We start from the raw sequence: 26,953 nt of genomic DNA, 5'->3' as shown, positions 1-26,953 counted from the left end.
ACTAATGGAAGAAATCCAATACATCAACGAACACCTCGGCCCCCGCCACATCGGCCACTTCGCCATGCTTCTCGCCTTTTTTGCGGCGATTCTCAGCATGGTGAGTTACTTTTTGGCGACGCAGTACCGCGACGAAAAATTGCGCGGTGGTAAGTGGGCGCGACTCGGCCAGCTGAGCTTTCTGGCGCACGGCGCAGCGGTGTTCACCGTGATCGGATGCATCTTCTACGCCATGCTCAACCAGTACTACGAGTACCAGTATGTGAGCGCGCACGTGAGTGCAGACCTGCAACAACGCTATATTTTCAGTGCCTTCTGGGAAGGCCAGGAAGGCAGTTTTTTGCTCTGGATGTTCTGGCACGTCATCCTGGGATACGTGCTGATGGTCACCGCCCGAAAGTGGGAACGGCCAGTAATGGCGGTGCTTTGCGCGGTGCAAATCGTCATTGTATCCATGATTCTGGGCGTCCATTTTGGTATTGGCGACTGGATGATCAAACTCGGCTCCAGCCCGATGCTGTTGCTTCGGGAAACCATCAATGCACCAATCTTTCAGCAGGCCGACTACGTTGCGCTACTGAAAGGAAACGGCCTCAACCCGTCACTGCAGAATTACTGGATGACCATCCACCCTCCTACCCTGTTTCTGGGCTTTGCCAGCACGGTAGTTCCCTTCGCCTTCGCGGTTGCGGGGCTATGGACGGGGCAACACAAGGAGTGGCTGCGGCCCGCCCTGCGTTGGTCTTTGTTCAGCGCAGGTATTCTCGGTATCGGTATCCTGATGGGTGCCGCCTGGGCCTACGAAGCGCTTAATTTTGGTGGTTACTGGGCCTGGGACCCGGTGGAAAACACCAGTCTCGTACCCTGGTTACTTTTAGTGGCCGGGCTCCACACCAACCTGATCAGCCGGGCCACCGGGCAGGGCATTCGGGCGACCTACCTATTCTATCTCTTCACCTTCGTGATGATCGTTTACAGCACCTTCCTCACCCGATCGGGGGTGCTGGGGGATACCTCAGTGCATGCCTTTACCGAAATGGGACTGGAAGCACAACTACTGTTTTTCCTCGGCTTTTTTGGCCTGGGCAGCGTAGCGTTGATGGCCTGGCGATGGAGGGGAATTCCCGTCCCCGAAAAAGAAGAATCGTTGAGCAGCCGGGAGTTCTGGATGTTCATCGGTAGTCTGGTGCTGTTGATGTCGGCGGTGTTGATCACCGGATCAACGAGCCTGCCGGTGTACAATGAGGTAATGGAGTACTTCAATCCGGTATTTGACGGCGTTACGCTCACGGATCCGGAAGCACACCACAATCGTTTCCAGATATGGATCGGGATATTTATCGGCATTCTTTCGGGGGTCGCTCACTTCTTACGCTGGCGGGAAAAGGATTTCGCCGAGCACTGGAAGTCATTTTTGATGCATACGCTGGGCGCGGTCGCAGGTGCAGTGGTCCTTAGTTGGGCAACGTTGCAGTGGATCGACGCCGGGCCCTGGCAGTTCAAGATGATGCTGTTCAGCGGCTGGTTTGCCGTGTGGACCAATACGGATTATCTGATTCGTTTTGCCTTCAAAGACAGCAAAGTCTTTGGTAGTAGTCTGAGTCATATCGGTTTTGGCCTCATGATCCTGGGTATCCTCGCGAGTGGAGGTAACAAGCGTATCATCAGTCAGAATCAGTTCCTCATGGAGGGGCTGAGCGAGGACGAAGAGCTGGAGCGTACCACCGTTATCCTGATCAAGGACGAGCCGATGATCATGGAGAACTACGAACTCACCCTCCGGAACGACTCCATCGATGGCTATAACCGGACTTACTTCGTCGATTATAAACGGCGTGATGAAAACGGCAACATCCTGGAAGAATTCCAGCTGGAGCCTAACCTCCTCTACGATAAAAGTTTTGAGAAGATCGCCATTACGAACCCCAGCACTAAGCATTACTGGAATAAGGACATCTTCACCGTCATCATGAGCCTCCCGCTCGAAGAGCAGAGTATCAAAGAAAAACAGGCGAAAGAAGACAGCCTGAAGTACAAGATCATCCCACTGCTGGAGGGCGAACAGTTAGCCTTCAAAGACACCCTGAAGATTCGGGAGCCGGACACCTTCCTGGTCCGTAACTATCAGATTGCGCTGGAAGCCTTTTCCAGAACCCCCTACCACTCCAACTACGTAGCGGAGCCCAATGATATTGGCGTGAGCGCCACCGTGGCCATTACCCGCAACGGTGCGGATACGACCTTCCGGGAGCAAATTGCCCTCGTACTTCGTGAAGGTTTACTCTACCACTACCCTGCTCAGCTAAACGAGATCAGCACCCGCCTCAAGATCGATGAATCTGTCTTCGACCAATTACTGGTGGCGGAGGATGATCTGCAGTATCAGGAATTTGTCGTTACCCCCGGCTCTTCCTTCACCATTGGTGACAAGGAAGTCACCTTCCGGAATTTCCAGCCAAATCCGAAAGTCGGTCACTACACCGCTCGTGAAGGAGACATTGCCGTAAGCGCTCAGTTGCAGATCAGTGCCGACGACGGCACCACCGGCTCCCTGGAACCTGTCTTCATTATCCGCGACAAAACACCCAGTCGCATTCGTGATGAGCACCGGGAGCTTGGGATCTTCGCTAACCTCATTAACCTCAACCCCGAAACTAGCGAAGCAACCCTATTGGTCGCTGAAGCACCGCGACGCGGTGCGCTGAAAATACCGGTAGCCGTAGCCACCAACAGTGCTCGATCCGACTGGCTGGCCCTGCAGGCCATAGAATTCCCTGGCATCAACCTGTTCTGGTTCGGTACCATCGCAATGATGGGTGGACTACTGATCTCGATGGTGTTCCGGATCCGGGAAAAGAAGGCTAGGAGGTAGGAAACTAGCTCTTAGTTCTTAGCTCCTAATTTCTGTCTTTACTAATAATGGCATAGCAGCAAGTGGAGAAGAAGTCCTTAATCCAGGGTACGCTATCGACTACACCGGGAAGTTTCCTTGGGGTCAGGCCAAACTTGGTTTCATAGTTAGGATTGATGAACCAAAGGTCCTTGCGGTCAAAACGAAAGCCTGCTTCTTTAGCTAATCGGGAAAAACGATCAACGCTAATGCCGGTCTCTTTGATCTCCAACATATCTTCCACCTTCTTATCTCCTTCGCCCGCAGCGCGTAACAACCCCGCGTAAGCACCATTGGGCAGCAAGTGAAACCAGGGCAGCTTGTTCAGCAAACGGTGACGCAGCACCTGCTGGTGGCCGCCAAAAGGCATCCGCCAGGGAGGAAAACCAAAAAAGATGCGTCCGGTAGGCGTTAGGAATTTGTGGACAAATTTCAAAAAACGTCCCTGATCGTGAATATGCTCAATGACGTCGCGTAATATAATGAGGTCAAAGGTTCCGAGCGCTTCAGCCTTGCTGTCATAGATGTCCTGGACGATCATCTTGATGTCTGCCTTTGGCAGCATTTCCTTGATGTAACCCAACCCTAAATCAATTTTCACCTGGTTGAAGTCAACACCGACACACGGGCAGCCCAACTCCAGGAAAGGAACCAGGTTGCCCCCCTCTCCACTCCCAATTTCAAAGACCCTCGTCTTGGGAGTAATGGGCATTACTTCCTGTACATAAGGTAGTACATGGCGGCGGGTCGTCAGGACCTGCTCGTCGAAATAACGGCGCTTATTGGTATGTCTTTCCTGCATGGCGCGAAGATAGCAATGTAGTTCGGTTTGTATACCAGCAGAAAGCACCTTCTCAGGGCAATCGCAAGGTCGCTCGTCGGCCGAGACGCGACAATACGAGCTGGCTCGTCCGCCGAGTGATCGGGTCGTAAATGACCGCAAAGGCTTTACTCCGTCGACCTTGCGATTGCCCTGCGTACTTTCTCCTTAGCCGTGCTACCGCCCAAATCACTATCCGCAGGCTTAATTACGCGGCTAAACGTGCTGATCAATCAGGACCAAATTACCATCCGGGTCAGTTACCATGAGGCTGGCCGGACCTTTAGTCGTTTCGTCAGCCTCGCTCATCAGCTCTAGTCCTTTAGCTTTCAGGTCCTGTTGAATGGCGCGGACATCGTCAAAGCCAGGGACAAGGGCTGCATTTTCGTCCCATCCCGGATTAAATGTCAGGATATTGCCTTCAAACATGCCCTGAAATAAGCCGACCAGTGCATTGCCATTCTTCATGATCAGGTAGTTCTTAGCGGCTTCGCCAGCAAAAGTGGTAAAGCCCAGTTTTTCGTAAAATTCTTTGGAGACCATCAGGTCTTTAACGCTGAGGCTGACGGAAAATGCACCGAGTTTCATTGGGAGTTGATTCTGGTTAAGGAAAGAAGCTAAAGTTACGACTTGTCACCCTTTACCAATTTTTGCTTTACTAATTTGTGCCGTACAAATTCAACGAGACCATGGAGGAAGTTATTCAGGAAGATCACTACGTAATGCGCAGCAACTGGCTGCGCGCGGCCGTCTTAGGTGCCAATGACGGCATCCTGTCCACCGCCAGTGTCGCGGTGGGGGTCGCTGCCGCCAGCACTACCAGAGACCCCGTGATTCTGGCCTCGGTTGCAGCCCTGGTAGCAGGTGCGCTCTCCATGGCCGCCGGAGAATATGTATCGGTGAGTTCACAGTCGGACCTGGAGAAAAGCGACCTCGAACGGGAGAGAAAAGAACTGGAAACCATGCCAGAACAAGAACTCAGGGAGCTGGCTCAAATCTATGAAGGGCGGGGCCTTCGCCCCGACACCGCCATGGAAGTGGCCATTCAATTAACCGAACACGACCCTTTGCTCGCTCACGCCCGCGACGAATTAGGGATCAGTGACCTGACCGAAGCCAATCCACTACAAGCAGCCATTGCTTCCGCGGCTGCCTTCCTGGCCGGAGGTATTTTACCAGTCTTAGTTTCCGTCTTTTCGCCCTTGGAATGGATGGTCCCTGGCCAATACTTCGTGGCCATCCTAGCACTTGCACTCCTCGGCTATGCCGCTGCGACGACCGGTGGCAGCAATGCCTTTCGCCCAATCATCAGGATCACCTTTTGGGGAACTATGGCCATGGGGCTGACGGCTTTGGTGGGGTATCTGTTTGGGGTTAATATCTAGGAATAGTGAAAGAGAGAATTATTGAATGGGAGAATAGCTACCGCAGGGGCCGTTCACTGCGCTACGCTTGTTCACCTTTAGCCGCCTTAAACGCTAAGGTATTCACCTTTCACCACCAAGATGAGCAAGCGCAGCGAATGGTATTTTCGGCAGCGCATTCACTCATCCCCTCATTCTATTATTCTCTCATTCTCTCCTCCAGGCCGGCCCCGCAACAACCGTCTCCCCATAAACCGGACACTCCGGATCATGCGCCCCCGCCAGATATCCGGCGCTCATCAGAAATTCGTTCGTTATCTCGCCACCAGTAAACTTGAAGTTCTTTTTGAAAAGTTTTACCCAGGCTTCCCTGGTCAGCGGATGGTGATGATCTAGCCAGGCTTTGAAGCTGCCGAACTCCTGTTGCAGTCGCAGGATGACATTTGCATTGTGTATGGCTGCGTTGACCTTCAACTTATTTCTGATAATCCCCGCATCAGCTAACAGTCGTGCGCGATCAGTTTCGTTGAAGTGGGCAACGGTGTTGATGTCGTAACCAGCATAGGCTTCCCGAAAGTTGTCTTGCTTGTTCAGAATGGTCAGCCAGGAGAGACCGGCCTGATTGATTTCCAGGATCAGCCGCCCGAACAATTCGTTGTCATTAGCAATGGGGAAACCATATTCAAAATCGTGGTAGCGCCGGTGTACGTGGTCTTCCGGCAAAGCAGGCATCAGGGCGCAGTAGCTATTTTCCATACGAGCCAAGGTAAAGGAAGAAAAGGGAAAAGATAAAAGATGGACCTCTACACTCTTTTACCTTTATACCTTACTTTACCCTTTCTGACCTTGCTCCTTTATACCTTACTTTGCACCTGCGGCCCCGCCCCCTCTAAAAGTTAGAAAAGGGAAAAAGAATCCTTCGGCTGTTCTCTTCTTCAATCATTCTCTAATTCACTTACTCACTCGCTAATGCAACCCACCATCGACTGGCTCCGCGATCAGGATGCAACCCGCATAAAAGTTGGGGTAACCGACATCGATGGTGTATTGCGCACCAAATACCTGAGTACAGAAAAGGTCCTGTCCAGTCTCGAAAAGGGCTTCGGATTCTGTAACGTAATTTTCGGCTGGGACAGCCAGGATGCCCTTTACCCACATCAGCCCGACGGTGGTTTTGCGGACCTCACGGCCCGAATCATTCCGGAGAGCCGGCGAAACATCCCCTGGGAAAGTAACCTGCCGTTGTTGCTGGCCGATTTCCGGGATGCTAAGCATCCGCTGGCCGCTGCCTGCCCCCGTTCCCTGCTGATCAGGATCATAGAAAAGGCAAAAAATATGGGTTTTACCGCCCGTTTCGGTCCTGAATTTGAGTGGTTCACTTATCGGGAAACACCAAATAGCCTGGCCGCCAAAGATTTTCAAAACCCCGAACCACTTACCCCGGGCATGTTTGGTTATTCTGGCTTACGGACTAGTGAATATGCCGATTTTCATCAGGATTTATTTGACCAGCTTGCCGATTTTAAAACAGCTATCGAAGGGCTTCATACGGAGACCGGGCCTGGAGTTATGGAAGCGGCCCTGGTCCATCAGGAGGCCCTGGAAGCAGCCGACCGGGCCGTACTTTTCAAGCAGGGTGTGAAGTCGATCAGCTACCGGCACGGGCTCATGGCCAGTTTTATGGCCAAGCCATCCGTCCACTTACCCGGCTGCGGCGGACACCTGCACCAGTCACTTTGGCGTGATGAAAAGAACGCTTTTCACGACGCAAAAGGTAAAAACCAGTTGAGTAAAACGATGCGGCATTACGTGGCGGGCCAGCAGACTTTGCTGCCTTACCTAATGCCGCTTTTTGCGCCAAACGTCAACAGTTACAAGCGTTACGTGGCGGGGTCCTGGGCCGCCACCCGGGCCAATGCTGGCATCGACAACCGGACGGTTGCCCTGAGAATCATCCCGGGTGGCAAGAAAGGTACCCGACTTGAAACGCGGGTGGCGGGGGCCGACATCAATCCTTACCTTGCCATTGCCGGAGCGCTGGCCGCTGGCTTGTACGGCATCGAGCACGAGCTGAAGCTGCCGGCAAAGCTGGTGCAAGGCAGTGCTTACGAACAAGCGATCGGTCTTCCCTTGCCCCAGGATTTGGGCGCGGCCGCAGGTGCAATGAAGGGTTGGGAAGGCGCAGGCGATCTCCTCGGCCACGAATTTGTAGAACACTTCGTCCGTACCCGTGAGTGGGAATGGCAGCAATTCCTCTCTTCCGTCACCGACTGGGAACGCCGTCGGTATTTTGAATTAACCTAACCACTACTTTGTCAGGTCAATCCTGGCAAACCAGCGCAAAGACACCACCTTCGATGTTACAGAATTACGAAAAAATTATCCGCTACGCCTGGCGAGCCTACGACCACACGCGGAGCATAAGGTCCATCAAAGACATCAGCGCCACGGTATCCACCAACTCGGTTTACGAGCTCAAGATGGAGGATGAAAACATCCTGATTGCCAAGGTTACCGTCTTCGGCTCCTTCGAAAACTTTGCCGAAGACCACACCATCATCAACGTTTTATCGAACAACCTCCCCGTTCGCTATGCCGGGCTGCTGAGCAGCGCCTTGATGAAAGGGCCCAACATTTTTTTCCACCGGCACGTGGACGACACCATGGACGCCTGGATTGTTTTCTACCGTCCCATCCGGATTCAAAAAACTGCGCCCCGCCGGCTAACGGAAGATCAGGTAAGCCAACTAGGGCGTGAAATGGCCTTTTTCCACAAAGACTGTGCCCTGATCAGCCATACCCTACCCCGGTCTGACCGGGACATGACAACTGACGTAAACGCCCTGTACGCAGCCGCTGAAACCGACTATCCGGAAGACTTCGAACTGATCAAAAAGCATTGTCGCCTATTCCTCGAAAACACCTTCAAAATCAACGTCCACGGCTTCCAAAAGATCCCCGTCTTTATTGACTGGAATATCGGAAATTTCAGTGTGGGCAGTGACGGACGCCTTGCCAGTAGGTGGGACTACGACTGGTTCCGCGTCTCAACCCGGGTTACCGACTTTTACTTCCTCAGCCGGGTGGTATCGGACGTCGGTGACCAAACGGTTTTCACCTATGAGGTGGATCGACTGCTTGAAGATCGGTTTATTCTCTTCCTGCAAGAATATCATGAGGTATTTCCCCTCAACCGGGCTGAGGTACTGTTCATCAAAGAGTCCTACCGGTTCTTCCTGCTAAATTACGTCTTACGCTTAGGCAGGTATTTCTTCCGGAAAGAGATTGCGAAGAAGCTTGCTGACGAAGTGATCACGACACATCTACCTACCCTCGACGAAAAATTTGACGAAAACATCCTCCTCAAAGCTCTCAACCTCTAAATCTCCCTCTATCTTGGAAATTCAAAGTTTCACCGAAGTTGCCGCACGTTACAAGGTCATCTTCTTCGATAGCTACGGCGTATTACGCAACCATCGGGGCCTCATCCCCGGCGCAGTCGAGTGCGTAGCCCGCCTGCGGGAGGACGGAAAGCACATAAGGGTGTTGACGAATAATGCCGCTCGTTCTTCACGAGCCGCTTCGCGACGACTGGCGCATTATGGCCTCAACAGCATTCCACCAGAAGAGATCATTACTTCCGGTGCCACTACCCGCCAGTTTCTCGAACAGAAAATCCGTAGTGGAAAAGTAGCCTACCTTGGTACACCCGCCGCCGCCGCCTATATCATTGGGGCGGGTCTGGAAGCTGTTCCGGTAGCTGAGGTAAACATAGCGGATGCTGCAGACATCAAGGCCATTGCCTTCCTTGATGATGAGGGCTACGACATGAATACGGACGTTAACATTGTCATCAATCTACTGCGGCACTGCCGGGTACCAGTCGTGGTGGCCAATACGGACTTATTGTATCCGGTTGCGGCGAACGAAGTTGCTCTCGCCACCGGGAGTGTTGCCAGGTTGGCGGAATATGTGCTGGGCCGACAGTTCGTAAAATTCGGTAAGCCAGCGATGCAGATGTTCCAGCTTGGGCTGGATAGTGTCAGCCGGGAGATGTCCAACGTAAACCTATCGGACATACTCATGGTAGGTGATACGCTACATACGGACATCCTCGGTGGAAACTCCTTCGGTATTGATACGGCCCTGGTACTGTCGGGCAACACGCAGAAGGAAAGTGCTGAAAATGAGATTATTTCTTCGGGGATATTTCCGGATTATGTTTGTTTGTCAATTGGGGAGTAGGTCTACAGCGGGGCTTTGTTCCCCTGGCACTTGTGCCGGCTGGTAAAAATAGACCGGCACAAGCGCCGGGGAACAAAGCCTACCAGTCTGAAGGTAACGGGATAAATAGCTTTTTGCCCTACCTTCACAACATGCAATTCAAACTCCAGCTCCTACTCGTTTTTTGCCTAGGCACTACCCTATCCCTAACCGCCCAAACCGCCGAAGAAATCAACCGCGACGCCATGGCTGCGCTGGCGGCATATGACACCCCCGGCTTTGCGGTGGGCGTCATCAAAGACGGGAAAGTGGTCCTATCTGCCGGCTTCGGTACGCGGACGGACGGAAAAGAGGAAGCCGTAGACGGCGCTACCCTCTTTGCCATTGCCTCCAACAGCAAAGCATTTATTTCCACCTCTCTAACTAAACTCCACGTAGAGGGCAAGCTGGATCTCGATGAACCCGTGCAAACTTACCTGCCCTACTTCCAGCTCTACGATCCCTACGTCAGCAGCCACACAACGGTACGCGATCTGCTTTGCCACCGGGTTGGGCTGGGCACCTTTAGCGGCGACGCCATCTGGTACAAGAGTGAAAAGAGTGCCGAAGAGATCATCAGACAAATCAGGCACCTGCCCCAGGCCTACGAGTGGCGGGCCGGTTACGGATACACCAACCTGATGTTCATTACCGCCGGGGAAGTAATCCGATCGGTGACCGGGCAAAGCTGGGCGGAGTACGTACGAAGCAATTTCTTTGGTCCGCTGGGCATGAGCCGGAGCCAAACCTCCGTCAAGCCCCTGGCTGAGATGGGTAATGTCGCTACTCCACACGTCACTCACAGAGGGAATCAGCCATTGAGAATGGCGCCCTGGGAGGCGTCCGGCGCAGCCGGTGGTATCATCTCCAGTACCGATGATATGCTGAAGTGGTTAAATGCCCAGTTGCAGGAAGGCACCGTTGCTGGTAAAGAAATCTTCCCCGAAAAGGTGCTGGACCAGACGTTCAAGGTCCACAACTTCTCCGGTGGTAAACTGTCCTTTTCCTCCATCGGATTGGGGTGGTTCATCTACGAACGGGAAGGGAAGGCCGTGGTGACCCACGGCGGCGGCTACGACGGTATGTACTCCCGGGTGATCATGATCCCGGAATTGGAGCTTGGCATCGTTGTCTTATCCAACAGCATGACGGGCCTCTCGTCTGCCCTTGGTAGTCGTATTCGGGACCTTGCGCTAGGTATCGATGATATTGACTGGTTGACCGACGCTACGGACCGGGAAGATAAAGGCAGGGCTAGCTGGCAGGAGAAGTTTACCGCTCCCAAAGCCAGCAGAGTTATGGACACTAAGCCGACCGTTGGTGTAGACGATATGGTCGGAACTTACGCCGATCCCTTATTCGGCAAATTTGAGGTCGTCCGCACGGGAGAGCGCCAGCTGGAACTGCACTTTGACAGAAGCCCCAGCCTTAACGCCACCCTCAGCCACTGGCACTACGACACCTGGAAACTGGAGTGGCACGAACCCCACGCCTGGTTCGATTTCGGCACCGTGCAATTTTTGAAGGATAACCGGCAGCAGGTGTCCGGGTTGCGGTTTGATGTGCCTAATGATGATATCTTTTTTGAGGAATTGGAGGGGGTTCGGGAGTAGGGGACTGAATGGGAGATAGGCTAGTATGAGCAGTGGCAAAAGCCCTTTCTATTGAACGTTGGAAAGGCAATACATTTAGAATCGCAGATTTCAACAAATTACACAGATAATCACAAATTAAGCAATAGTAACATCTGTGTTCATCAGCGTAATCTGCCTTAATCTGCGATTCGAACCTGTGTTGACGGGGAGTTCAGTAAGCTAAGTCCCCACAACACCTGGCAGTATCAGTCAACAGGCGATTACTACTTAAGTAAAAATGGCCCTGGAACATGACCCAGTCAGAGCCGACTGGAAGAATGAGAACGAGTACAAAAAAATTGACCCCACCTCAATTACCACACCAGTATTGATTCTGCAGGGAGAGTTTGACCCCATCGGACCCACAGAAAAAAAGCGAAGCTTTTCACCCGACTAAAAACAGCCGACAAGAGTTGGGTCGTCATCTCAGGTGGTGATCATGCAACCTTCATGGAAGCGCCCAGGTACAATTCATCCATTCATTCGCCTCCTTCGTCGATAGGTTCAACGATTGACGTTTGTCAGGGGCAACAATTCTAATCAAGAAGCATTATTACCATTAAATCGACACTGCGACAAGCGTTCTATGGAATCGCCCACGCCCATCGGTAACACTGGCTTTAACTTAGGGTCAGCATTCCTCACCCAATACTTAATCTCATTATAATGACGAACAAAGACCTATCCGAGTTAACAGATCAAGAACTGTTAGCCCAAGCAAAGGAAATGAAATCAGCTGCCATAATGCATGCTGTAATAATCGGTTTTTTGATGGGCATTGTAATTTACAGCGTTGCGACAAACTCTTGGGGATTCTTGACTTTAATCCCTCTGTACCTCGCCTTTAGGGTATTCCACAAGCCTGAAAACAATAAAAGGCACGAAGCTGTGAAAGAGCTGATAAAAGAACGAAAATTAAGTTAGACGATGGTGGCCCTTTGCACCCGCTCCCAAATCCCCAACAACACCTCCTCCTCCCGTTCCCAAACCAGCTCCTCCCCCGCCCGGGCACAGCCAGCCTGAAGCCTGGCGAAGTGGGCCTGGTCTGCGGCCAATTGGCGGATAGCAGCAGTGAGGTCAACGGGGGCCAGGTGGTCGATCAGCAGGAAGCAATGGTACTCCTGGTGGATACCGTGGTACTCCGGAAAATTCATCTGCACCGAGGGCAACCCGGCCTGAATATAATCGAGCGCTTTATTCGCCAGACTAAAGTAATAGCTGGGGCTGACGGCGTCGAGCAGGTTGAGGCCTAACCAGGCCCTGGCGGTAATTGCTGGAAGTTCGGCCGGCGGGCGGAAGCCCGCAAACCAGACCCGGTCACCGCATCCCAACTCCTCACTGCACCTGCGCAGCGCGCCCAACTCCGGACCATCACCCACCAACCAAAGTTCGAAATCAGGTAATAAAGCCAGTGCCTCAATGGCCGTTTTCAAACCCCGCCCGGGGTTGAACATGCCTTGGTAGAGTAGGACTTTCCGCCCTGTTGTAATCGGCCCGACGGCCCCCTCCATCGGGACTTCGTCCCTCTGGGCAGCCGACCGACCGACAGGTAGGTTCCGGACCGTCTTAAAGGGGACGCCGTAATCTTCTTCCAGCTGTTTGGCCAGCATGGGAGCCACCGTGTAGCGGGCATCCGTCCTGGGCACCAGGGCTTTGCCCAGGCCGCGCCATACGCCCCGGATGAGTGGCCGGTTGATCACCTCCGGCGTCTCGCTGAACCACTCGTGGGCATCGAAGACAAGCTTGTGCTGTTCTGCACGGGTAAGCGAGACACCGGCCAGCAAAGTATCCAGGTCAACCGAGCAAATGGCGTCATATTCCCATTGTCTGATCGTCTTCCAGAGACGGTAATTGTATTCGGCGTAGAAGCGTTTACCCGCAAGGTTTTTGCAGCGAATGCGGAACTGCCGGTAAGGGGTTTCGGGCAAGGGCTGGCTGGTCGGCAGCTCCCGCCCCACCAGCGTGACCTCATGCCCCGCCCTGGTCAGGGAGCGGCAGATACGATCCATCCGCTGGTCCTGTGCCAGATCGTTGGTGACGGTGAAGACGATCCTCATGGCTTACGCAGTTTTCCGTCTTCCTGAACGATCAATCCTTCCCGGATGAGGTGCTGAATAACTTCGGTGGTGGCTTTCCGCCGCACCGCGCCGTATTCTCCGGCGGCCTCCTCAACGGTTAGCGGATTGTCGTCCTCCAGTCGCGTGAGGATGTCTCCATAAACCTTCTTCGGTGTAAGTACGGGATTACCGGAATTTGCGCGAACGCGGCAACCGTCGCAGATACCACAGTCGGCCACCGCCGGCTCCCCAAAATACAGGAGGAGCGTCCGGGAACGGCAGGTGGTTCCCTGCCCTTCCGCATAGTTGATCATGGTTTCAATACGCTCGAAGGCCCGGTCCCTCAGAAATTTATATTGTTTCTCGTCAATCCTTAGCGCATCGGGGTCGATGCGTTCTTCCACAAAAACCACCTGAGGCAGGTCTTTTTCCGGGAAATAATCAATAATTCCCTCGGCCTCCATTTTGCGAAAGACCCGCTGCAGGTCGGCCAGTTCAAGGTTAAGAAAATTAGCCAGCGCGCCCTCCTTGATCTGGACGGGGTTGAGGAAAGCACCGTGGCTGGTCCGCAGGATGGATTTGATCAGTTTATCCTGGGCCCGGTGCTTAAGTTGGTAGTCGTAGAGTTGTTCTTTGGTGGCAATGAATTGCAGACGGGCGGGCTGGTTGATGGCATCGGTCAGCAGGATGTAGCCGGACCGTTCTACAGCCTTCAGGGCGCTGTAGGCTTGCCGGACGTCGAAGCCGAAGTTCTGGGAGAACTTTACGATATCGAAATCGTAGGCTTCTCCCTGTCCGCCGCCAACGGCCAACTGCAGGTAACTACCCAGGGCCCGGTAGGCGCGTTTCACCTCGCTGATCTCGGGAAAAGCCTGGGCCCAGTGCTGGCGCAGTCGAATACCGTCGGTCGGGTGGTACAGCATGATGCCGTAGCTCATTTCTCCATCGCGCCCTCCCCTGCCCGCTTCCTGGAAGTAAGCTTCCGGGCTATCGGGCGGACCATAGTGAACCACGGTTCGGACGTCCGGTTTATCGATGCCCATTCCGAAGGCATTGGTGGCCACGATGACGCGAAGCGTGCCCTTAATCCAGGCATCCTGGCGGCGGTCCTTTTCGTCCGGTTCCAGACCGGCGTGGTAGCTGGCCGCAGCGATGCCATTCCGTTGCAGCATCAGGGCCAATTGCTTGGTCAGCCCCCGACTACGGACGTAGACGATGCTGGTGCCGGGTACGCCTTTCAGGATTTCCAGTAGGTGCTTTTCCTTCGATTCTGGTCGGCGGACAACGTAGGCCAGGTTGTCCCGGCCAAAACTTTTCTTGAAGACTAGGCGCTCTTTTTTAAAGTCAAGGTTCTCCTGTATGTCCTCCACCACTTCTGGCGTTGCCGTAGCCGTCACGGCGATGATGGGGACGTCTGGATGCAGTTCCCGCAACTCGGCAATCCGCAGGTAGGGCGGACGAAAATCATAGCCCCATTGGCTGATGCAATGCGCCTCGTCTACGGCAATCAGGGAGAGGTTCATCTTTCCAATCCGAACGCGGGCCAGATCGGTCAGTAGCCGCTCCGGGCTCATGTACAGCAACTTGGTATTGCCATACACGGCGTTGTCGAGGATGCGATCAATGTCTCCACGGCGCATCCCGCTATAGAGGGCATCGGCTACGATGCCGCGATCTTTCAGCTGCCGCACCTGGTCTTTCATCAGCGCAATCAGCGGGGAGACGACGATCGTAACCCCTTCCAGCGCCAGTGCGGGAATCTGGAAACAGATGGATTTTCCGCCGCCCGTCGGTAGTAAGGCCAGGGTGTCTTTGCCCTCCATCACTGCGTTGATGATCTCCTCCTGGCCGGGGCGGAAAGCGTCGTAGTTCCAGTATTTTTTCAGGACTTGGTGGGGAGACACGGGGGTGGTTTGGGTAAGAGCGAAGGTACGAATAAAGTATAGTCAAGTAGTCAGGGAGTCAGCTAGTCAAATAGTAGCTACCGGACAAGAATGCTTACTGCGTTCGTACTAAAGTATGATTAATGGACTGTTTGACTTTTTGCTTAATCAGGCGCGGACGCGGGATGCAAGGGAAGGGACTAGGGCAAAGTGGGCGGGTGGGAGACTATGCCATCGTATCAAGTTCCCCCGCATGTAACCCGGCCTTCAGGCTCGGAATCCGCCTAAAGGCGTTAAACCTTCACGGCCTGAAGGCCTACGGTTGGAAAGAAAAACGCCCCACCCAGTATTTCAACCAGATGGGGCGTTCCCTGCAACCTGCAACCTGCAACCTGCAACCTGCTATATCTTAAAGTGGAAAGTACCCAGGAAGTAGCGGCCCAAACCGTCACTGGTCGTTTCCGTCGTCACGAAGGAACTAACGGAACGGTTGATGATGGTGTTCTGGTCAAAGATGTCCGAAGCAGAGATCCGGAAGAAGTGCCGCTTCTTGCGGAAGGGGCGGATTTCCAGGCTCAGGCGAAGGTCCGGAATCGTCTGCTGCTCAGCAAAATCACTCGCTGCGAAGATGCTGTAGAGGAAACGGCTTTCGAAACGCCATTTCGGGCTAACTTCCAATTCAAACTGCGTTAGGAAGTTGTGTGTCAATTGGCTGATGGAGGTTGAACGTACGTTTTCCCCCTCAAAGCTGTTCTGGTAGTTGTTCAGATCGTAGCCAACCTTCAGGTAGCTGTCTTCATTGAATTCCGTCGTGATGTTTACGCCCGCACTTGTGTTGGTCGTGGTATTCAACTGTTCTACACCATCGACGAAGCCGATGCCCTGACTACCGTTAGTGCTGGCGTTTAAGCGCATTTCACCATTCAGGAAGTTCATGCCGATGGTAGCACCTACGCCAAGGTTGCCCTGCCAGGCGTGACCTACGTTGATGGGCTGGAAGATCTGCTGACCGTCCGTAAAGGTAACGGAGTTACCAAAAGCATTGTCCGTGTAGGTTACGGTGGCTCTTGCATTGAGGCTAATGGCACGGAACTGGTCATTAAAATACATAAAAGAATTCAGGCCGTGGTTAACGGAGGGTGTCAAATCAGGGTTACCAATGCTGACCCGGCCACTGGCACCGGGCTGCGCAATCGTCTGGAGCTGCGAAATAGCGGGAGCCCGTGCACTACTATTATAACCGAGGTTGAAGAAACCTTTCTTCGACCGCACTCTCAGCCGTGCATAGGGGAGGATGAAGGTATAGTTAGAGCTCTGCACCACATCTTCTGACAGTTCCAGCGTATTTCTTTCCACATTAGAGCCAAAAGAGAGGTTACCGCCTTTGCCGAAGGTATGGATCATACCGAGAGAGCCTTCTGCCCCACTCCACTGCCGGTCAAGCAGGTTCACAGCAGTTTCTTCGCCGAGGCGGAAGTTGTAATTGCCCTGGTCCTGATCGAGGCTATAACCTGCACCAACCCGCACACGCCATTTATCGTTGAGGGGTTCGGTGAAATCGAAGTCCGCACCGTAATCGATGGTGTTCGTCCTTCGGTCCTGGATCTGTTGACCGTTAACCAGTGCGCCAGGCACGTTCAGCGAAGCTTCGTTAAGCCCTTCAGTAGTCAGGTCAAGGTCGCTTTGGTTATCGGTGAAGCCGCCACCAACACCAATGTTTAGTGTCCGACCTTCCCGACCACCAACCCGGCGGTTGAAACTAAGGTCCAGGTTAGCCGATGGGCGCTCATTTACATTCAGTTCCTTAACACCGTACTCGTCAATCAGCTCTTCACCGTTTTTTATGCTGGTTCCCGCATCCGTAGAGTTCCTTCCACCAATAATATTTGCATCACCGTTGATGCGTAAGCGTGAAGTAGTGTCCAACCTTTGGCGGTATTCGAATCCAATTCGGTGACTATAATTGCTCGCAGTATTGTTTTCCAGGGTATTGATAATCCGTTGGTCATTGGCGCGGTTGAAGGCCTGTAGTGTTGTAGATTCCTGGGACTGGTTCCGATCGAACAGGGCGTAATCAGCGGTCAACTGGCCGCCTTTTCCGATACTCCGACCAAAGTTGACACCTGAGGCGATACTTCTGTTTTGACCAGTAGCGTTACCATTGTCCTGTTGCAGCGGCCCGTTGTTTTCGCCACTAAAGGAGAAGCCCCTTCCGCGTCCGGAGCTACCGTTGAACCCCGAAATCTCATCTCCGGAGAACCCAACTTTGTTTACGTTGTTGACCGTCCCCAGAATACCGATTTGCGTCACGTCACTGATCCGGAATATTTTTCCACCGGCCTGGTACCGTTCCTCCGTACCGTAACCCGCATAGACTTCACCAAAAATCTTAGCCTTGAAGTCATCCTTCATTTCGAGATTAACGGTCATGTTTTCATTTCCATCATCGATGCCACTAATTTCCTCGGCATCCGACTTTTGATCATAGACCTCCACGTTCTTGATGGCTTTAGCATCAAGGTTCTGGGTCAGCAGGGTCGAGTTGCCCGCAAAGAATGGCTTACCGTTGATCATTACCTCGGAGATGGGCTTACCCCGCCAGGTGATCTGCCCACTGGCATCAACACTCATTCCGGGCAAGCGACGGATCAGATCTTCCACCACCGCATTATCGCCAACGGCAAAAGCGCCAGCGTCGTACATCATGGTATCGCCTTTCATCCGGATGGGGATACGATCAGCAGTTACTTCCACGCCATTCAGGAAAAACCCGGCGGGGTACAACTTAAGGTTACCTAAATCGAAGTAGGTGTCATCCTTAGTAACTTCCAATTCTTGATCGGGCCGCTCATAGCCAAGGAAGGTTACACGAAGTAGATATTTTCCGGGGGCAACATTTTGCATCCGGAAGGCACCTTTATCATCGGTGGTACCGAAGCTCGTCAAAAGACTGTCCTGCGCCCGCAGCAACACGGCGTTGGCTCCAGGAAGTGTAATGCCCGTCGTATCCGTAACGATGGCAACAATTTCCGCCTGGGCGGAGAGCAGGGTGGTAGTGACCAAAAAGGCCAAAAGGGTGTATAAAGATTTCATGTGGTTGGGGTTAGCGAGTTGTCGGAGTGTCGAGGTGGCCCGGGAATCAGGTTGTCGGGTGGAGGGTCAGGTTATCGGGTTGTCGGGGCGTCGGAGTATCAAGCTGACAACCCGACAACCCGACAACTTGAAACTACCCCCTTCCGCGTTCCCAGCCCCGGCGGCGGCGTTCCATCATTTCTGTGGCACGCTTTTGTTGCTTCTCAAATTCTTCGCGGGTGATGATTTTCTCATCAGCTGGTTTCTCCGGATTAGCGTCTGGGGCATTGGGTTGCATTGTGGTCATTTTGTATTCGGTCGTTCGTCCGTCCTTCAAAACTTTGAGGTAGACGATGGCGCCTGGCAGGCCTCCATATCCGCGTGGGCCAATAGCCAGTGGGATACTTGGGGTGAAGTAGGCAGTAAGGGTATCTCCTTCAATGCTTACGGCGGTGGCCAATTGGGTTGGTAATGGAATTTCTTTCATACCAACTTTCATTTTGGCGATGTTCCACTTGGGGGAAACCCATTTGTCTTCCATAATGAAGGCCTGGTCCATTACTCGCCGACGATCAGTAACCATGGAATCAGCAATGCTCGTGTAGAAGATATCCGGGTTTTCCTGGTTGCGCATCATCCACGATCCACGGCCTCCGCCGCCTCGTGCCTCCTGGGGTAATTGGGAATAACTGAAAGCGTCAGCAGAAAACGTCAGGCGGCCAGTCCGGTCGAAGTCACCATCAGCCATCCGCTTCAACATTTCTTCCTTGCGGTCTTGCGGCATCCAGTCGCCAAGTTCGAAGGTGAAACTCTCGTTATAATCAATGGTTCCACTGGTGATTTGGGCGGAGACGGTTCCCAGTCCTAAGACCAGGGTTAAAAACAGGGTAAAGCGTTGAATAGAATTCATTCTGTTGAGGTTGTATTTCCCTTAGGAATCAAAGAAGTATGACAAATGTTGTACAATCCCGGTTTTTTTTCCTGCCCGTTCGACGGATTGGCACTTTTATTCGACGATGCCGCCAGCCAAAAGTTTAATCCGCAGAACTACCCCAACCTCAATTAAATATTCGCTTAACCCCGGATCACTGTCCGTGTCATCATTTTCTTCCGTTTCTCTTTTTCAGCCCGAAACTTCTCCCGGCTGATTTTCTTACCTTCTGTCGGCTTCACCAGTTCAAGCGGTTCTGCACTTAACTGCATAGAAACGGCACGGTAAGTTAGCAGGCCGTCCTCCTGAGGAATCTGTAGTACCATGATTGCACCGGGCAATCCGTAAATGTTGTCTGGCCCTACCTGCACGGGAATGGATGGAGCGTAGTGTGCGGTAATCGTGTCTCCCGTATCGGTGATTGCGGTAGCCACCTTAAGATCGAGACCGATGGTTGCATCACTTGGAGGTATGGATTCTCCCGTTAATTCCCACTTCAACTCAGGCACTTTCCCGGAAATGAGGAAACTCTTGTCGAAGATATAGTCGGTATTCAGCACCTGTCCGGTTTTAGTATTGGTGGAATAATGAGAAGGATCATCTCCCCCGGTGGCAATGACGATCGTACCACCGCCCCCAATTTCAGACTCCATCTCCGAGACTTCCTTGACTTGTTGAATGAACGTAAATCCTTCCGGGCCAAAAGTGGCCTGAAAGTTCTCCGTAAAGGCTCCGGAGGCAGCCATTTTAGCGATCATCGCCTGGATTTCCTTGTTTTCTTCCATGCCTTCAATTTTGAGCGATCGCTCCACCGTTCGAATATAATCGATGGTGCCATAGGATACCTGGGCCGTCAGGGCAAAGACCGAAAACAAGCAGATGAGGAGAAGTAGTACGTTTTTCATAGCTGAGGAGTGGTTAGTAAGTTGATGTATGCTCGCTCTCGGCGTTTCTGGTGAATCATCAGGCGGGGCCGCAGGTGCAAAATTGAATTAAAGAGCAGAAGCAGACCATTTTTTCCTGGTCAACCCATGCTTCTACTACAAAGGTAGTACCAGTAACCACCTCGCCACCTTAAGCACGGCCAAACATGGTTAATTAAGGTTAATCTATTTGGGCACAGCGATTTAGGGACCTTTCTTTGTAGTGTGAAACAGCTCATCTATACTTTCTCTCTCATTATGGTCCTGATTGCCAGCCTGCTCGGCATGTGGTGGTGGCAATCCTATAAACATGACCGGGAAGCGCTTCGGGATCGGGTGGAACGCGACCTGGATGACCTGCTCGTCAGTAATGTTTTCCGCAAGGCCGTCCCGCTCTTCATGCGCAATGGCCCCGTTTGGGAAGGTGGCAGCAGCCAGGAAAAAATGCTGCGAACCGAAGCTTACATCGAATACAGCGTTTCGGCCCTGAAGGAACATACCACCATTATTACGGAGGACGTGCGTGGCCCGGAAGATCGGTTTCCAAAAATCCTCACCGTTCGGGCTAACCCTTTTCAATCGGATTCCCAGTCGCTTAGTTTTCACTTTCAGGACGATGGCTTTACGCTGGACAAGCTCCCCGTTGAACTGATCGACACCTTGCGCCGCCGCTATGGCGTCGGACTCAACGCGGTCTCCTACGCCAACATTGCCGGGGGAGATTCACCACAGTCCATGCGCATAAAGACCAAGCTCATCAACAAAGGGCTGGGTAAGGAGCCTTCCTATTTTGACGTAACGGACTATACAGGTAGCCTCATACTGGGTTTGCTCCCCGAATTCTTCTTCGGTTTTCTGTTATTAGGATCTACGGGTTTTGCCTTTGCCTCTGCCTATCGTAGCCTGTTCGAACAAGAGAAACAACTGCGGCAGAAAGACGCGTTGGTCGCTAACGTTGCCCACGAGCTAAAAACTCCGATTGCCACCGTAGGCGTCGCGTTGGAGGCGCTCAACATTTTTGGCGCCGATGAAGACCCGGAGCGACGGCGGGAGTACCTGGCCATCGGCCAGGCAGAACTCCAACGACTGGACCAGATGGCCGACCGGGCCATCGACTCCCTGCAGGCCGGAGACCTCAGTCAACGGCTTCAGCTCCAAAGAACGGACCTAAGCGAAGCCGTTCGGGAAGCCTGGCGGGGCCTTGCCCTGCGGTACCAGCTCGACGATGATTGCCTGCACCTGTCTACCCATGGCGACACAAATACCCTGGCTGATCCGCACTACTGGCATCACCTCGTGTATAACCTGCTTGACAATGCTTGTAAGTACGGCGGACAGCCGCCGATGATCGATGTGGCGGTGTCCGGGCAAGTGAACGAAACCGTGCTTACCATCTCCGACAACGGCCCGGGAATACCCACCTATGAGCGAGAACACATCTTCGAGCGTTTTTACCGCATCCAGCGGCCCGGCGAAGGTCATACGGTGAAGGGGCATGGCCTCGGCCTGACTTTTGTTCGCCAGGTAGCCAAAGCACACGGTGGTTCCGTTGAAGTAGACAATACTTCCGATGGAGGTGCCCGGTTTACGGTTAAGATTCCTGGGCGTTGAATACAACGAATACGAGGGGCCATGCTTGATCCTACGGATCTGCGCTAGCCCCTCGCTACGAAAGACGGCCCTCCGGGCCTACGTTGCCCCCTTTTCCTTTACTCCTCTGTCCCTCTCCCTTTACTACCTTGCCCTTATGAAAGTACTTTATCTTGAAGACGAGAACCTCCTCGGCCGCATTGTGAAGGAATCCCTGGAAAGCAGGGAGTGTGAGATTGACTGGTTCACCAACGGGCACGCGGCGAAGCCCGCGTTGGAAAGTGCTGATAAGTATGACATTGCCGTGCTCGATGTTCAGCTTCCGGGAGAAGATGGCTTTACCATCGGGCAGCGGCTACGGGAAAAATTCCCCAACCTGCCGATCCTTTACCTCACCGCCAGGGTGCAAGCCAAGGATGTGCTCACGGGCTTCGAAGCAGGTGGTAACGACTACGTTCGCAAGCCCTTCAGCATGGAAGAACTGCTGGTACGTATGCGAAACCTGGTACAAATGCGAAAGGGAGGAACTGCCTCCCCTGCTCCTGATCAGCCAGGCGATGCACCCGCGACCGCGCCCGGAAAATCTTCCTCCGAAACCTATGAATTCGGCCAATTTATCTTTGACTACCCAAACCTTCGTCTTCATTTCCGCCCTCCGGGTAGCGAAGGGCTTACCCATCAATTAAGCCACCGGGAAGCAGAGCTGCTCCGTTTGTTTGTCAAGCTAAAAGGCCAATCCGTCATCCAACGGAAACGCATTTTGCTCGACCTTTGGCACGATGATGGTTTCTTCAACTCACGAAACCTCGATGTTTACGTCCGCAAACTCAGGAGCATGCTGGAAGCGGATCCACGCGTCAGGATAATTACGCTACGTGGGGTCGGCTATCGATTTGTGGTGGAATGAAGGAAGGGATTAGTATTCAGGAGTCAGCATACAGGGATCAGGACGCTGGTTACAACTTGCCACCCGTTCATTTGTTACCTTTGTTGAGTAACAATTTTACCCATGACGCCGGACGAAAGACAAGACTGGATTGCTAAAGTAGACATCGCTCTTAATGATGTCCGCCCCCACCTCGCCATCGACGGGGGGAACATCGAAGTCCTCAATGTTTCCGACGCTAAAATCGTCGAGATCAAATGGCTGGGTGCCTGTAATGGCTGCTCCATGACCGCTATGACAATGAAGGCCGGTGTGGAAGAAACGCTTAAAAACAGATTACCGGAAATTGCCGGCGTTGTCGCCGTCAATTAGAAACTAGGAGCCAGCTCCTAAAACTTCCCAAGTGCAGCTATTCTACGACCCCAACCTGCAAGCCGGTCACCATCAACTCCGGGAGGAGGAGGCGAAGCACGCCTTTCAGGTCTTGCGTAAAAAAGTAGGTGATGAACTCGACCTCGTCAATGGAAAAGGAGGTTGGTTCAAGGCCACTGTTTCCAGTATTTCAAAAAGAGAGTGCCTTTTGGATGTTACGCCCATCCGACAGGATAATGACCGGGCTGTTCATCGCCTGCACCTGCTGGTGGCGCCTACTAAGAACATCGATCGGTTTGAGTGGATCCTGGAAAAGGCGACGGAAATTGGGGTAGACTTCATTCAGCCAATCCTGACGGAGCATTCTGAGCGGAAGCGGCTTCGTAATGACCGGCTGGAGCGGGTACTGGAATCCGCCATGAAACAGAGTCTCCGATCCTGGCTTCCGGAACTGGGGGAGTTACTTCCCTTTGAAACAGCATTACATCAACCACCTCCCGGCAATGTCCGCTATCTGGCCTATCTCGGTAAACCGGAAGAAACAGGCTTGCTCCGGGACAACTACAAACGGGGAGGCAACGTTACCATAGCCATTGGCCCTGAAGGTGGTTTCAGCCCCACCGAGGCAGCTTTGGCACGGACTTCTGGCTATGAATTCGTTAGCCTTGGCCCGAACCGGCTGCGGACGGAAACGGCGGCTATCGCCGCCGTCCACGCCATAGAACAAGCCAATTGGTAAGTCCGGACAACCCCAGACAACCCGACACATCCCGATAATTATCACCATGCCAAGATTATTCTCTCTCCTCCTACTGTCTGTGTTCACCCTGTTGGCTACGGCTCCCCCACCCTCGTCTGAGTTACGGTTGGGGTTGCTCAAATACAATGGTGGCGGAGACTGGTACTCCAACCCCACGGCCTTACCAAATCTGGCGGCTTTTTGCAACGACCAGCTGGGCACCAACTTTGCGCTTGATTACGGTACTGTGGAAGTAGGTAGTGCTGAATTATATAATTATCCCTGGGTGCACATGACTGGCCACGGCAACGTGGTATTCAGTGCCCTGGAAGCAGAAAATCTGCGAAATTACCTCATCGGCGGGGGCTTCTTGCACATCGACGACAACTACGGCATGGACCCGTACGTGCGCCTTGCCTTAGAGCAGGTATTCCCGGATTTGGCGCTGGTGGAACTGCCGTTTAACCACAAAATTTACCACCAGACATTTGAGTTTCCTACCGGTTTGCCGAAGATCCACGAGCATGATGGCGAAGCCCCCATCGGCTATGGCATCTTTTACGAAGACCGGCTTGTCGTCTACTATTCTTTCCAGTGTGACCTGGGTGATGGCTGGGAGGACGAGTCGGTACACAAAGACCCACCAGAGATCCGGCAGGCGGCGCTGCGGATGGGGGCTAATGTGATTGAGTTTGCTTTTGAGCAGTAGGCGTTTGTTTGTAGGCTTAATATATGCCGCGTTACGCTATTGAGCTACTGAAGGTCCCTGACTTATAGCCTCGCCTGGTATAATAAACGCTCGCAAAAAAAGGCGCGAAACCCCGTCACGCCTGCCTGTCGAGATATGGAGTAGGCTATTTTGTGGGATAAAAGTATCACGCAAAATACTGAAAGACGAAACGCCCAATATTCAAACCCTCCGCTTCCCTTCCACAGAAATCTCCGACCCCTCCGCCAGAAAAACAGACGTTGGTCTTGCTTGATTGAGGAAGGCAAAGTCAGGCCCATACAGCGCGCCAAAGTCGGCGTCCACCTTAAATGACTGAATGGGATAAACTTCCCAGACCGGGTGCCGTACCTCGTATTCGTAACTCCGCCCTTTTCCATCAGGCGTATAGCCCCAATAATGTTCCGTAATGAACTCCGCTTCACTTCCGGGGGTAATGGCCTGGGAGATGACGTCAGTCTTTACCGAAACTGACATCCAGCTGCCGGCGTGTTTCCATTGGTATCTTGTCCTCATCTCTTCTCCGTCGGAAGACCAATCATGCCGCATCGGCTTGGTGGAATAATGTTCGTTATACACTGTATTGGCGACAAATGTGAGCATGTGCTTCGGGACAATCTCACTAAGGAACGTAACGCCCCGCTTCCACTCGCCCTGATCGTTGTAGCGGACGTAGAAGCGCAGGTTCACCTCCTCAAAATTCCGGTAGAAGGGAATAGGAATGCCCAACAGCTTCGTATCCTTGAATAAAAAGCCTACCAGGCTGACGTAGCAGGTTCCCTGCCACAAGTCAAGCTCCGTACCTGGTGGCACGTAAGGCTGCAGGATTTGTGGGTCAATAGCGTAATTGACCATGATGAGGCGGCGCCATTGGCCGGTAAGAAAGGACATAAATGGTGGGTAGTGGGTAGTAAGGTAATTACATCCATCCGACAATTTGCCCCGTAGCCTGTTTTTCTTTCACGTGAAAGTATGTTACTATGGGAACGTGAGAGAGAACAAAATTATATGCTTGCCAGACATGTCCTACATTTGAACAGACCATTGCCCCTAAAACTTCGGAACATGACTATCCCCTACCGTCGCCTTGCCATCCAGGCAGTTGTTTTCAGTCTGATCATGACAATCATGCTTTTCTCGGTCGAACACGACTGGGCATTTGGAGACAGTACCGTTGCACTGGTAGTAGATTTCCTCATTTGGTTAGTGGTTGGGGGTTTGGTCAGTTTCTTTACCTGGCGGGCTGAGGGATACCTGGAACGAAAGAATGCGAAATGGTTATCGAAGCGAAAGAAGGAATAGGGCCTTGCTGGCTGTCTTCGTTCCTAACTCCCTTTAACCCTTACTTTGCACCTGCGGCCCCGCCCTGAATATCTACCTTGCTACTTATATTTATCCCCCAGAACCACCACCCATAATGAACAGCTGCCTTCAGGAATTACTCCAACTTATCGCCGCCGGACAGGCGGAGGACGCCACCAGTAAACTCATTATCTGGCTGGCGGATTGCCGAAAAAGGCATCCCGAAGGGATACATGAAGTGGAGAACTTACAGGGACAAGTCGTGGTACTTTCTGGCAACCTGGCAACTGCTCAACGCGATTTCCTGGCCAATCTGATCACCAGGGACAACCACAACCTCGCCGTAGCCAGGGTCAGCCAGGGTTTGCTGCGCGTCATCAACAACCTTGACGATTACACCGTATTTTCCGCCTACCTCGAAGAGGTGGAAGAAGAGGTCGCCTGGGAAAAAGCCCTGGAGGCCAACAGTATGGAGGTTTACGAGGACTACTTCCGTCGCTATCCTAAAGGCAAGTACGTACTGGAAACGGAACGGCTGATGAATAACCTGCGGGAGGACCTCAAACGACGGGCCCTGGAAGAGAAAAAACGCCGCGATTTTTTCACCAAAATTTCCCCATTGGAATATCCTGGCGCCGCCGCAGCCCGAAATTCAGCTGATCGCCCGGAACCGGGGGGAGATTTACAATCCTGGTGGGACGGCTTACCACCGGCCTGGCGAAAAGCACTCATTAATGAAATTGGCCACTTCGGCAAAGTGGGCGAAAAGCAACTCCAACGAATTCTTGGCCTGAAAACTATTGACCTGAGTAACAATCCGCAGATCCAGGACATAGAGCCACTACGGCACATGGCCTCCATTCAAACCCTGTTGTTGAACGGAACACCGATAGCGGATCTGGGGCCATTGACGACAGTGAGAGGTCTTCGCAAGCTCGACATTCGTAACACAAGGGTGCAGACGCTGCAGCCGCTGGTAGCGTTACCAGATCTGAGCTCCGTTGTCTGTAGCCGTGGAAAAATAGTTGACCTGCCGGCTTTTCGACGAGCAAAACCAAGTTGCCACTTGATTTTAAACTAGAATTTCTATCTTGTAAAAAACCCAAAACTTCCATGAGTAAACTCGAACGACAGAATGGTATCATCGCAGGTGTCTGCGGCGGACTCGCAAAACAGATGAACATTGATCCGTGGATCGTCCGTATCGGGGTCATCCTTATCTGTATTTTCACCGTCATTGGAACGATCCCAGTTGCTATAGCCTACATCGTTGGTGCAGCGGCTATTCCTAAAGCGAATGAACTTCCACCTGGGCAACAACCAGGTTCCCTCGGTGGCAACGGCCCAACTGCGACCAATACGGGTACTGTATTCTGTGGCAATTGCGGCACCAAAAATTCTCCGTCAAACAAATTCTGCCAGAGTTGCGGCAACGGGCTTTAGGTTAAGCAGTCAGGTTTCAGGGATCAGTGGTCAGTACTCAGGATTTAGTAGTCAGAT

The 26,953-nt window shown here is 52.8% G+C and carries 25 protein-coding genes; 16 read left to right on the top strand and 9 right to left on the bottom strand.

Annotation, left to right across the window (positions count from 1 at the left end):
- Positions 1-4: 4 nt before the first annotated feature.
- The gene (gene ccsA, locus B036_RS29770) at positions 5-2,872 is read left to right on the top strand and encodes a cytochrome c biogenesis protein CcsA (protein ID WP_020569863.1); all 2,868 of its coding nucleotides are present in this window, start codon (positions 5-7) and stop codon (positions 2,870-2,872) included.
- Positions 2,873-2,897: 25 nt separating this feature from the next.
- Here the strand turns inward: ccsA and B036_RS0116620 are convergent, their stop codons facing one another.
- A complete protein-coding gene (locus tag B036_RS0116620; RefSeq protein WP_020569862.1) occupies positions 2,898-3,692 on the bottom strand; it encodes a class I SAM-dependent methyltransferase in 795 nt (264 codons plus the stop codon).
- Positions 3,693-3,926: 234 nt separating this feature from the next.
- Complete coding sequence (locus B036_RS0116615; protein ID WP_020569861.1) at positions 3,927-4,298, bottom strand: VOC family protein; 372 nt, start codon at positions 4,296-4,298, stop codon at positions 3,927-3,929.
- Between the two features lie 101 nt (positions 4,299-4,399).
- Here B036_RS0116615 and B036_RS0116610 point away from each other — a divergent pair, with 101 nt between their 5' ends.
- Positions 4,400-5,095 carry a VIT1/CCC1 transporter family protein gene (locus B036_RS0116610; protein ID WP_026232058.1) on the top strand — a complete coding sequence of 232 codons (696 nt, stop codon included), beginning with the start codon at positions 4,400-4,402 and terminating at the stop codon, positions 5,093-5,095.
- 186 nt (positions 5,096-5,281) lie between these two features.
- Here B036_RS0116610 and B036_RS0116605 read toward each other — a convergent pair whose 3' ends face one another.
- Complete coding sequence (locus B036_RS0116605) at positions 5,282-5,830, bottom strand: DNA-3-methyladenine glycosylase I (protein ID WP_020569859.1); 549 nt, start codon at positions 5,828-5,830, stop codon at positions 5,282-5,284.
- A gap of 213 nt (positions 5,831-6,043) precedes the next feature.
- Between B036_RS0116605 and B036_RS0116600 the strand changes: the two genes are divergently transcribed.
- From B036_RS0116600 to B036_RS0116575, 6 genes are all read left to right on the top strand, one after another.
- Positions 6,044-7,378: a glutamine synthetase family protein gene (locus B036_RS0116600; RefSeq protein WP_020569858.1), complete on the top strand. Its 1,335-nt coding sequence runs from the start codon at positions 6,044-6,046 to the stop codon at positions 7,376-7,378.
- A 53-nt stretch (positions 7,379-7,431) separates the two neighbouring features.
- Entirely contained in the window at positions 7,432-8,457 is a 1,026-nt protein-coding gene (locus B036_RS0116595) for an aminoglycoside phosphotransferase/kinase family protein (protein ID WP_020569857.1), read from the top strand.
- 13 nt (positions 8,458-8,470) lie between these two features.
- Entirely contained in the window at positions 8,471-9,319 is an 849-nt protein-coding gene (locus B036_RS0116590; RefSeq protein ID WP_020569856.1) for a TIGR01459 family HAD-type hydrolase, read from the top strand.
- 131 nt (positions 9,320-9,450) lie between these two features.
- A complete protein-coding gene (locus tag B036_RS0116585; RefSeq protein WP_157472190.1) occupies positions 9,451-10,950 on the top strand; it encodes a serine hydrolase in 1,500 nt (499 codons plus the stop codon).
- Between the two features lie 259 nt (positions 10,951-11,209).
- Positions 11,210-11,368, top strand: a complete 159-nt coding sequence (locus tag B036_RS33635) for a hypothetical protein (protein ID WP_020569854.1) — start codon at positions 11,210-11,212, stop codon at positions 11,366-11,368.
- Between the two features lie 269 nt (positions 11,369-11,637).
- Entirely contained in the window at positions 11,638-11,895 is a 258-nt protein-coding gene (locus tag B036_RS0116575; RefSeq protein ID WP_020569853.1) for a hypothetical protein, read from the top strand.
- Here the strand turns inward: B036_RS0116575 and B036_RS0116570 are convergent.
- The 5 genes from B036_RS0116570 to B036_RS0116540 form a co-directional block, all read right to left on the bottom strand.
- Positions 11,892-13,028 carry a glycosyltransferase family 4 protein gene (locus B036_RS0116570; protein ID WP_020569852.1) on the bottom strand — a complete coding sequence of 379 codons (1,137 nt, stop codon included), beginning with the start codon at positions 13,026-13,028 and terminating at the stop codon, positions 11,892-11,894. The genes B036_RS0116575 and B036_RS0116570 overlap by 4 nt on opposite strands.
- Positions 13,025-14,932: a RecQ family ATP-dependent DNA helicase gene (locus B036_RS0116565; RefSeq protein ID WP_020569851.1), complete on the bottom strand. Its 1,908-nt coding sequence runs from the start codon at positions 14,930-14,932 to the stop codon at positions 13,025-13,027. The genes B036_RS0116570 and B036_RS0116565 overlap by 4 nt, the downstream gene beginning before the upstream one ends.
- Before the next feature lie 381 nt (positions 14,933-15,313).
- Positions 15,314-18,004, bottom strand: coding sequence for a TonB-dependent receptor (locus tag B036_RS0116555; RefSeq protein ID WP_020569849.1), 2,691 nt, complete (start codon positions 18,002-18,004; stop codon positions 15,314-15,316).
- A gap of 133 nt (positions 18,005-18,137) precedes the next feature.
- Complete coding sequence (locus tag B036_RS0116550) at positions 18,138-18,893, bottom strand: GLPGLI family protein (RefSeq protein ID WP_020569848.1); 756 nt, start codon at positions 18,891-18,893, stop codon at positions 18,138-18,140.
- A gap of 164 nt (positions 18,894-19,057) precedes the next feature.
- Complete coding sequence (locus B036_RS0116540) at positions 19,058-19,819, bottom strand: GLPGLI family protein (protein ID WP_020569846.1); 762 nt, start codon at positions 19,817-19,819, stop codon at positions 19,058-19,060.
- 243 nt (positions 19,820-20,062) lie between these two features.
- On the opposite strand from B036_RS0116540, the gene B036_RS0116535 reads away from it, so the two are divergent.
- From B036_RS0116535 to B036_RS0116515, 5 genes are all read left to right on the top strand, one after another.
- Positions 20,063-21,448 carry a sensor histidine kinase gene (locus B036_RS0116535; protein WP_157472189.1) on the top strand — a complete coding sequence of 462 codons (1,386 nt, stop codon included), beginning with the start codon at positions 20,063-20,065 and terminating at the stop codon, positions 21,446-21,448.
- Between the two features lie 136 nt (positions 21,449-21,584).
- Complete coding sequence (locus tag B036_RS0116530) at positions 21,585-22,334, top strand: response regulator transcription factor (RefSeq protein ID WP_020569844.1); 750 nt, start codon at positions 21,585-21,587, stop codon at positions 22,332-22,334.
- 102 nt (positions 22,335-22,436) lie between these two features.
- Positions 22,437-22,685 carry a NifU family protein gene (locus B036_RS0116525; RefSeq protein ID WP_020569843.1) on the top strand — a complete coding sequence of 83 codons (249 nt, stop codon included), beginning with the start codon at positions 22,437-22,439 and terminating at the stop codon, positions 22,683-22,685.
- A 31-nt stretch (positions 22,686-22,716) separates the two neighbouring features.
- Entirely contained in the window at positions 22,717-23,424 is a 708-nt protein-coding gene (locus tag B036_RS0116520) for an RsmE family RNA methyltransferase (RefSeq protein ID WP_020569842.1), read from the top strand.
- A 46-nt stretch (positions 23,425-23,470) separates the two neighbouring features.
- A complete protein-coding gene (locus B036_RS0116515; protein WP_044102980.1) occupies positions 23,471-24,133 on the top strand; it encodes a DUF4159 domain-containing protein in 663 nt (220 codons plus the stop codon).
- 201 nt (positions 24,134-24,334) lie between these two features.
- Here the strand turns inward: B036_RS0116515 and B036_RS0116510 are convergent, their stop codons facing one another.
- Complete coding sequence (locus B036_RS0116510) at positions 24,335-25,042, bottom strand: YqjF family protein (protein WP_020569840.1); 708 nt, start codon at positions 25,040-25,042, stop codon at positions 24,335-24,337.
- 174 nt (positions 25,043-25,216) lie between these two features.
- On the opposite strand from B036_RS0116510, the gene B036_RS0116505 reads away from it, so the two are divergent.
- The 3 genes from B036_RS0116505 (at position 25,217) to B036_RS32270 (ending at position 26,896) form a co-directional block, all read left to right on the top strand.
- Positions 25,217-25,453 carry a hypothetical protein gene (locus B036_RS0116505; RefSeq protein ID WP_020569839.1) on the top strand — a complete coding sequence of 79 codons (237 nt, stop codon included), beginning with the start codon at positions 25,217-25,219 and terminating at the stop codon, positions 25,451-25,453.
- Between the two features lie 115 nt (positions 25,454-25,568).
- Positions 25,569-26,534, top strand: coding sequence for a leucine-rich repeat domain-containing protein (locus B036_RS0116500; protein WP_020569838.1), 966 nt, complete (start codon positions 25,569-25,571; stop codon positions 26,532-26,534).
- A 32-nt stretch (positions 26,535-26,566) separates the two neighbouring features.
- Complete coding sequence (locus tag B036_RS32270) at positions 26,567-26,896, top strand: PspC domain-containing protein (protein ID WP_020569837.1); 330 nt, start codon at positions 26,567-26,569, stop codon at positions 26,894-26,896.
- Positions 26,897-26,953 lie beyond the last annotated feature (57 nt).

Source organism: Neolewinella persica DSM 23188 (assembly GCF_000373105.1).
GTDB classification, from domain to species: Bacteria; Bacteroidota; Bacteroidia; order Chitinophagales; family Saprospiraceae; genus Neolewinella; species Neolewinella persica.
The sequence above is the reverse complement of the archived record's forward strand: the minus strand, read 5'-3'. Positions and strand labels throughout refer to the sequence as shown.

What these genes read in the sequence shown, in the direction of transcription:
- B036_RS0116500 (WP_020569838.1), top strand. Translation starts at nt 25,569, where the DNA reads ATGAACAGCTGCCTTCAGGAATTACTCCAACTTATCGCCGCCGGACAG.
- B036_RS0116620 (WP_020569862.1), bottom strand. Translation starts at nt 3,692, where the DNA reads ATGCAGGAAAGACATACCAATAAGCGCCGTTATTTCGACGAGCAGGTC.
- B036_RS33635 (WP_020569854.1), top strand. Translation starts at nt 11,210, where the DNA reads ATGGCCCTGGAACATGACCCAGTCAGAGCCGACTGGAAGAATGAGAAC.
- B036_RS0116505 (WP_020569839.1), top strand. Translation starts at nt 25,217, where the DNA reads ATGACTATCCCCTACCGTCGCCTTGCCATCCAGGCAGTTGTTTTCAGT.
- B036_RS0116615 (WP_020569861.1), bottom strand. Translation starts at nt 4,298, where the DNA reads ATGAAACTCGGTGCATTTTCCGTCAGCCTCAGCGTTAAAGACCTGATG.
- ccsA (WP_020569863.1), top strand. Translation starts at nt 5, where the DNA reads ATGGAAGAAATCCAATACATCAACGAACACCTCGGCCCCCGCCACATC.
- B036_RS0116595 (WP_020569857.1), top strand. Translation starts at nt 7,432, where the DNA reads ATGTTACAGAATTACGAAAAAATTATCCGCTACGCCTGGCGAGCCTAC.
- B036_RS0116585 (WP_157472190.1), top strand. Translation starts at nt 9,451, where the DNA reads ATGCAATTCAAACTCCAGCTCCTACTCGTTTTTTGCCTAGGCACTACC.
- B036_RS0116605 (WP_020569859.1), bottom strand. Translation starts at nt 5,830, where the DNA reads ATGGAAAATAGCTACTGCGCCCTGATGCCTGCTTTGCCGGAAGACCAC.
- B036_RS32270 (WP_020569837.1), top strand. Translation starts at nt 26,567, where the DNA reads ATGAGTAAACTCGAACGACAGAATGGTATCATCGCAGGTGTCTGCGGC.
- B036_RS0116510 (WP_020569840.1), bottom strand. Translation starts at nt 25,042, where the DNA reads ATGTCCTTTCTTACCGGCCAATGGCGCCGCCTCATCATGGTCAATTAC.
- B036_RS0116530 (WP_020569844.1), top strand. Translation starts at nt 21,585, where the DNA reads ATGAAAGTACTTTATCTTGAAGACGAGAACCTCCTCGGCCGCATTGTG.
- B036_RS0116600 (WP_020569858.1), top strand. Translation starts at nt 6,044, where the DNA reads ATGCAACCCACCATCGACTGGCTCCGCGATCAGGATGCAACCCGCATA.
- B036_RS0116525 (WP_020569843.1), top strand. Translation starts at nt 22,437, where the DNA reads ATGACGCCGGACGAAAGACAAGACTGGATTGCTAAAGTAGACATCGCT.
- B036_RS0116515 (WP_044102980.1), top strand. Translation starts at nt 23,471, where the DNA reads ATGCCAAGATTATTCTCTCTCCTCCTACTGTCTGTGTTCACCCTGTTG.
- B036_RS0116575 (WP_020569853.1), top strand. Translation starts at nt 11,638, where the DNA reads ATGACGAACAAAGACCTATCCGAGTTAACAGATCAAGAACTGTTAGCC.
- B036_RS0116540 (WP_020569846.1), bottom strand. Translation starts at nt 19,819, where the DNA reads ATGAAAAACGTACTACTTCTCCTCATCTGCTTGTTTTCGGTCTTTGCC.
- B036_RS0116570 (WP_020569852.1), bottom strand. Translation starts at nt 13,028, where the DNA reads ATGAGGATCGTCTTCACCGTCACCAACGATCTGGCACAGGACCAGCGG.
- B036_RS0116610 (WP_026232058.1), top strand. Translation starts at nt 4,400, where the DNA reads ATGGAGGAAGTTATTCAGGAAGATCACTACGTAATGCGCAGCAACTGG.
- B036_RS0116555 (WP_020569849.1), bottom strand. Translation starts at nt 18,004, where the DNA reads ATGAAATCTTTATACACCCTTTTGGCCTTTTTGGTCACTACCACCCTG.
- B036_RS0116550 (WP_020569848.1), bottom strand. Translation starts at nt 18,893, where the DNA reads ATGAATTCTATTCAACGCTTTACCCTGTTTTTAACCCTGGTCTTAGGA.